The organism is Methanosarcina sp. DH1 (assembly GCF_020804205.1).
GTDB lineage: Archaea > Halobacteriota > Methanosarcinia > Methanosarcinales > Methanosarcinaceae > Methanosarcina > Methanosarcina vacuolata.
Map to the genome: position 1 here is coordinate 21,278 of NZ_WJBJ01000006.1, position 6,348 is coordinate 27,625.

9 protein-coding genes are annotated in these 6,348 nt (G+C 35.7%); 4 read left to right on the forward strand and 5 right to left on the reverse strand.

The window, feature by feature from the left end:
* Positions 1–193 precede the first annotated feature (193 nt).
* From FXW07_RS03740 to FXW07_RS03755, 4 genes are all read left to right on the forward strand, one after another.
* A complete protein-coding gene (locus tag FXW07_RS03740) occupies positions 194–403 on the forward strand; it encodes a hypothetical protein (RefSeq protein ID WP_229393819.1) in 210 nt (69 codons plus the stop codon).
* Between the two features lie 243 nt (positions 404–646).
* Entirely contained in the window at positions 647–1,009 is a 363-nt protein-coding gene (locus FXW07_RS03745) for a carboxymuconolactone decarboxylase family protein (protein WP_229393820.1), read from the forward strand.
* 543 nt (positions 1,010–1,552) lie between these two features.
* Complete coding sequence (locus FXW07_RS03750; RefSeq protein WP_229393821.1) at positions 1,553–2,299, forward strand: arsenite methyltransferase; 747 nt, start codon at positions 1,553–1,555, stop codon at positions 2,297–2,299.
* Positions 2,300–2,359: 60 nt separating this feature from the next.
* Positions 2,360–2,932, forward strand: a complete 573-nt coding sequence (locus FXW07_RS03755; RefSeq protein WP_346655626.1) for a tetrahydromethanopterin S-methyltransferase subunit A — start codon at positions 2,360–2,362, stop codon at positions 2,930–2,932.
* A gap of 283 nt (positions 2,933–3,215) precedes the next feature.
* Here FXW07_RS03755 and FXW07_RS03760 read toward each other — a convergent pair whose 3' ends face one another.
* The 5 genes from FXW07_RS03760 to FXW07_RS03780 all read right to left on the reverse strand — a co-directional run bounded on the left by FXW07_RS03760 (position 3,216) and on the right by FXW07_RS03780 (position 5,925).
* Positions 3,216–3,536 carry a hypothetical protein gene (locus tag FXW07_RS03760; protein WP_048123570.1) on the reverse strand — a complete coding sequence of 107 codons (321 nt, stop codon included), beginning with the start codon at positions 3,534–3,536 and terminating at the stop codon, positions 3,216–3,218.
* An 86-nt stretch (positions 3,537–3,622) separates the two neighbouring features.
* Positions 3,623–4,006 carry a putative zinc-binding protein gene (locus tag FXW07_RS03765; protein ID WP_229393823.1) on the reverse strand — a complete coding sequence of 128 codons (384 nt, stop codon included), beginning with the start codon at positions 4,004–4,006 and terminating at the stop codon, positions 3,623–3,625.
* Between the two features lie 67 nt (positions 4,007–4,073).
* On the reverse strand, positions 4,074–4,307 hold the full coding sequence (locus FXW07_RS03770) for a thioredoxin family protein (RefSeq protein WP_048117452.1): 234 nt from the start codon (positions 4,305–4,307) through the stop codon (positions 4,074–4,076).
* 94 nt (positions 4,308–4,401) lie between these two features.
* Complete coding sequence (locus FXW07_RS03775; RefSeq protein WP_048117449.1) at positions 4,402–5,373, reverse strand: permease; 972 nt, start codon at positions 5,371–5,373, stop codon at positions 4,402–4,404.
* Between the two features lie 252 nt (positions 5,374–5,625).
* On the reverse strand, positions 5,626–5,925 hold the full coding sequence (locus FXW07_RS03780) for a metalloregulator ArsR/SmtB family transcription factor (RefSeq protein ID WP_229393824.1): 300 nt from the start codon (positions 5,923–5,925) through the stop codon (positions 5,626–5,628).
* Between the last annotated feature and the right edge of the window lie 423 nt (positions 5,926–6,348).

A 6,348-nucleotide genomic window follows, 5' to 3' on the forward strand; every position in this document is an offset into this window, starting at 1 on the left:
CATGGGAGCTGAATATCAAAAAAGATTGATATGAGATTTAAGAGAGATTCCAGAAACCGACATTTTAACATTTATCAACTATACACCTATCAATTATTCTTGATACTCATCATGCATGTTTTTAAAACCTGAATCTCTAATGTTGATTATATCATTTTTACAGAATACAATTGATTAGTAAGGAGACAAGGAATTGAAAAAAGAAAAAGATACATTGCCAAAAGAAAAAGATACATTACCAAAAGAAAAAGATACGTTACCAAAAGAAAAAGATACGTTGCCAAAAGAAACTACAAATAATCCAGAAGATGATGAAGAAGACCTGCTGTACACACATAAGGCTGAAGACCGGGGCAACACTATGCACTGGAATAACGCTTTTTGCAGAAAACCTGGCCATTAAGGCTGAGACATGAACTGCCAGGAAAAAAAGAAGACGAAGACTGCTTAATTTTAAAATACAGCTGATTATAAAGGCAAATTGCCTGTAAAGGTCAATTATCTATAAAGGTAAATTACCTGTAAAGGTAAATTGCCTGTATCTTTACAGTTTGAAGTAATTTAATCAAAAGAGACCTTATTTGAAATTTTTAAATTATACTGCAGATTACAAATTTATATAGTTTTTAAGTAGGAGAGAATTTCAATGTCATTTTTGGATGAAATGTTACCTGAAACTGCGGAAGCTTTTGGACAGATGAGAAGTTCCATATTCAAAGATGGTTATCTGGATCTTAAAACCAAGGAACTTATAGCCATTGCCTCCTCTGTCCTTATGCGTTGTCAGTTTTGTGTTGATACACATTCGCAAAGAGCGATTGCTGCAGGAGCTACAAAGGAGGAAATTGCCGAAACGATTTCAGTTGCTATGTTTATTGCTGCAGGTACACAGATAGGGTGGACAAACATATACAGGGAAAATATATACGACAAAATCTTTGAAAAGGATAAGGGAGAAGAAGGGAAAGATAAGGGAGAAGAAGACTGTTGTTGCTGCTGTAAAGACTAAAAACCCAGTCATTTTGTTTTTTTCTTTCAGGTTTCTTTTCTTTCAGGTTTCTTTTCTTTCAGGTTTCTTTTCTTTCAGGTTTCTTTTCTTTCAGGTTTCTTTTCTTTCAGGTTTCTTTTCTTTCAGGTTTCTTATCTTTCAGGTTTCTATTCTTTCAGGTTTCTTATCTTTCAGGTATCTGTTAGATTTTTTATTTGATTTTTTATTATGCAGTTGCGAGATAATGTAAAAACTGTTTCAAAATTTGAGTTTAATTTGTAAAAATGGCTCTTGGAAAAGGCTCAATACGTATTTATTGAACGAACTAAGCCTGAATTTGCCTGATAACAACTCAATTTATTAGCCAGATTCATCCGTTAATTCCGGTTCATACTTTCAATATTTTGCTTCATTTGCGTGATCGAGTAAAATATTTATATCAGAGACCATACTTGAATATATCAATATATTTTGATAATTGAAACCTTTTTTTATACACACAAAGAGAGACCTGGAACTATATTAAGGGCATAAATAACTCGAGTAAGAGAGAAGGCGATACCTGTGGATGCAAGTGAAAAAAAGCAAGTAATTAAAGAGAAATACGGGAAAATAGCAATGGTAGGCGGGTCCTGTTGTTCGAGTGGATGTTGTGGTGATTCGAGTGCGATAGATCTGTCAAAATCCATTGGCTATTCTGACAATGATATCAATGCTGTTCCAGACGCAAATCTGGGTCTTGGTTGTGGAAACCCAACCGCTTTTGCAGAACTAAAACCAGGCGATGTTGTACTAGATCTCGGTTCAGGTGCAGGATTTGACTGTTTCCTTGCTGCACAGAAAGTAGGGAAATCAGGAAAGGTTATTGGAGTTGATATGACTCAGGCTATGGTCGAAAAGGCGCAGGCAAACTCCCAAAAATACGGTTATACCAATGTCGAATTTCGTCTTGGAGATATAGAAGCTCTTCCGGTTGATAGCGGGTCAGTGGATGTTATTATCAGTAATTGCGTGATCAATCTTGCTCCAGATAAAGAAAAAGTTTTTAAAGAAGCCTTTAGAGTTTTGAAACCAGAAGGCGCAATGTATATTTCTGACATGGTTCTTCTGGCCGAGCTTCCCGAAAACCTGAAGAATGACAAAGACCTGCTCACAGGCTGCCTTGCAGGTGCCTTGCTTAAGGAAGAGTATCTTGGGCTTTTAAAGAAAGCCGGATTTTTAGTTGAAGTTTTGAATGAAGACCTGGATATAAGCAAAAGACAATATAATGAGTTGCCTGCAGAGAGCTTAAAACTTAAAGCCTGGAAATAAAAAGATTTCTACTTTTTTTACTTTATAACTTGTAACTTTGGAGAAAACCATTTAACATGAATTACTAAGAAAAGGAGCTTTTACATGGCATGGCCTATAACTTCCGGCGATTATGTAGTAGGAGACCCAAAATCTCCTGTGGCAGTAGTAACCCTTGCTTCTGACTATCGAGACTTGAATTTAAAAAACTACGCCATCTGCGGAACCTGTTTTACGGAAAATTTTGGAATTGAGAAGATAATAGTTAATGTACTTTCAAATCCTAGCATCAGCTGCCTGATTGTCTGCGGGAAGGAAAGTGAACATTTTGCCGGGCAGTCCCTGCTGTCACTTGCCGAAAATGGAGTTTCGACTTTCGGAGGGTCAAAAAAGATTGTCGGGTCTGAAGGAATAATTCCTTACCTTAACGAAATTCCAGCGACTGCAATCTCTCGTTTTCTTAGGGAAATTGAAGTCATTGACCTCTTAGGGATAACCGACCCTTCGGTCATCCAGCAGGCAATAGATTCCTGTAGTAGAAAAGAGAGAAGCGAAGCTCCGGAGCTTTTCATGCCCGAAATTGATGAAAATAGCTGGAAGAAATATGAATCTCAGGTAAAGAAGAATGTAATGTCCAAAATTAAAAGAGGATAAGATTCAAAGTTTTCAGCTTTTAATTAAAAAGATCTAAAAAATAATTTCGTGAGCCTATCCCGAAACCAATTTCGTTTTGAGATCAATAATGATTCCAAACAAGTTTCAGAATAAGGAAATTAATTAATTTCCTTATTCAATATCTGGCAATATAATTCGAAGTTTTAGGATAAGCTCTTTTTAACAGGTTTTTCACTTAACCATAAAGAAGTTCTTTCCTTTAAAGGAATTTGCCTCTTGAGTATTAAATTGGAAATTGAAAAGGAGGTAAATTTTTCCTTTTTTAAACTTCATTGAACTCGATGCTAATGCTACCCGCTTTTTTTACGAGAGATTTTGCAAGGAAACCACTTTCCAGTCTGCAGAGATTGAGCACTGCACAGGGCACAAGACAATTTGAGGAGCATTGTGCTTCCTGTGCTCTATCAATCACATAGTTGTTTTTGATATCCATAATTTCCATCATGGGAACTTCCATGTGAGAGAACTTCTTTATCTTTTCACATGGAGTTTCAATGTCAACAATAATTTTATTTCCTTTTTTGCTTCCACGTATCTTGTGAACAAAACCACATATAGTAGAATTTACAGTAAATTCAGTCAACTTGCCACCTTTAATTTTGGTCATTTAAGTTTCTGAGTATTAAGATATATGGTCTTAGCAATGAATAATGTTAATTGAAACCGAAATTATTCAGACTGCAGTATTTCAATGGTTTTTTCTAGAGCTTCTGAGATTTCACTGTCTTTGAGATCCTTGTCTTTATTCTTTTTAATTCCGAACTCCGAAATTACAATATGTTGATCCACTTTAAAACCTGCAAGTTCGAGAGTTTTGCTTGCACAGTTCACCGGGCAGCCATCAATTGCAATTATCCTTTCTGAAGCCTCGGCGGATTTCATGAGTCCGGGAGCTCTAGCCCCAATTCCTACGGTACACATCAGGTTTCCAAAGTTTTGTCTTTCGAGTTCTATTGCGGTCTTATTTGAAAGTTGTCCCACATTTGAAGCCCCAGTACATGGGAAAATTGCCACGTTTGACGAACCACATGCGCATTTTGTCTCTTCTGCCATAATTTTATACTCCTCATGAGCTTGTTTTTTCTTATTTTAATTAATTGAATAGTAAACGATTCCTTTTTTATTGAGTAACCCATTTTCGAATATCTTTTTCGTCTGGAACCTTACCTGCAACTTTTACTTCTCCATCAATAACAACTGCAGGAGTGACCATAACGCCGTAGTTCAGTATTTTTTCAATATCCTCAACTTTAATTACTTCAGCATCTACGCCAGTCTGCTTCAGTACTTTTTCAATCGTTTCTTTTGTTTTTTTGCACTTTGGACAACCAGTTCCGAGAATTTCGATCTTCATCTTTTTAACCTCGTGTTTTGTTTTATCATTTTGAACATTTTACTGTCATTATTTGAACATTTTACTGTCTTTTCGAGTTGTAAATGCATTAATCTCATAGAATAATGTTAAATAGATATCCAGTAAATATTATCGATACCGTAACAATTAAAACAAAAGCTCCAATCAACTCTTTTTTAAGTACTTTCTTCAGGATAATCATTTCAGGGAGCGAAAGTGCAGTAACTGCCATAAGGAAGGCTAGAGCAGTGCCGACAGGAAGCCCTTTTCCAATAAGGCTTTCCACTATAGGGATCATACCCATAACGTTTGAGTATAGAGGAACCCCTATAACGACTGCTATTGGAACAGCAAGCAAATTGTCTTTCCCTGCATATTGTGCAAGGATGCCTTCGGGAGCATATCCGTGGAAGATTCCTCCCAAAGTAACTCCAATAATTATGTAGATCCAGACCTTTTCCACGATTTCTTTAACATTGTCATAGGCAATCGCAGCTCTTTCATTTATTTTCAGAGATTCCTGACCTCTATTTTGATCCCCTACCTTTATATTGTAAACAAAATCCGCCACATATTTTTCCATTTTCAGAAGGCCTATTAAGTACCCACCAAAAACTCCGAGTACAACACCTGATACTATATAGATCAGGGTTACTTTAAGTCCAATAGTGGCCCACAGTGCAGCAACTGCAGCCTCATTTACCAGGGGGGAGGTAATAAGAAATGAGAAAGTCACTCCGAGAGGGATTCCAGATTCAACAAAACCAATAAAAAGAGGTACTGATGAACAGGAACAGAAAGGCGTGACCACTCCTAGCATGGAGGCTAATAGATGATATTGCAATCCTGTTCTGCCTCCAAGGATTTTTCGGGTTTTTTCTGGAGTTACATAGGTCCTGATGTAGGAAACAACAAAAATCATCACTGCAAGCAGCAAGAAAATTTTCAGCACATCATAAATGATAAAGTTAACACTGGCTGCAAGGTGTGTGTCAGGTGCAATTTTAAACACCTCATATGTCAGTTTATCAGCAATCCATTGAAGAGGATAGAATATATCAACCATTTTGGATCCTCCATTATGTTACTTCTTGAACGATAGTTCAATTTACAAATATATCAATATATGATGATACTTAATGTTATTTAAATATTTCCCTGAAGCTCAGAATATTTAATTCATTTTGAACCCCATATACTTTTACTTAAGATTATTTTCAATTCAAGACCAAATTGGATTTATGAGAATATTATGAGGATATACACACAAAACAACGAGGAACCAACTTCTTTTGAGTTTTTATAATAGTACAAAATCTTATTCCTCAAGTACCTCCAGAATTTTCCTGATTTTTTCGTTTTGGATAGAATATAACCTCTTTTTCCCCTCTTTTCTTACCTTAATTATCCCCCAGTCCTGCAATTTTGCAAGGTGCATTGAGGTATTGGACTGAGTCCTCCCGATTATTTCCGGGATCTCACAGGCGCATAGCTCTCCTCTGTTACCGTATTTATTTTCTCTGCATTTATTTTCAGATTCGATTAAAGCCTTAATAATTCTATACCTGGTGTCTTCACTTAGAGCCTTGAAAAGCTGTATATTTTCTTCATTAATCATATCAACAATTATTGAATATGTAGAATTATATATATTTTTCGAAATTGGAAATTAGACATATTGTTTGTAAATTTGGAGTAAAGGCTGTTTTTAACTCACATAGTTTCCAGGCTAACGAAATAAAGTAGATTTCATATTCTAATGGAAAAACAAAAGATACATAGACAGAAAAAAATACAAAGGATACATAGGACTCAGTCCCAAAATCTAGTGATAAAAGTAAGTGTAACATCACTACACAAAATTATAATTCTATAATTATGTAATGATGTTACGGCAAAAACAATGGTAACTATAAACCTTACTCTTAATAACTTTTCGGAGCTCCCTGCTCTCTTAGACGTTTTTGGTTGTTTTGGAAACGATTATGAATATACCACACGAGGAATTTTTCGTAGAAAAATTCCTCGTGTGGTATATTCA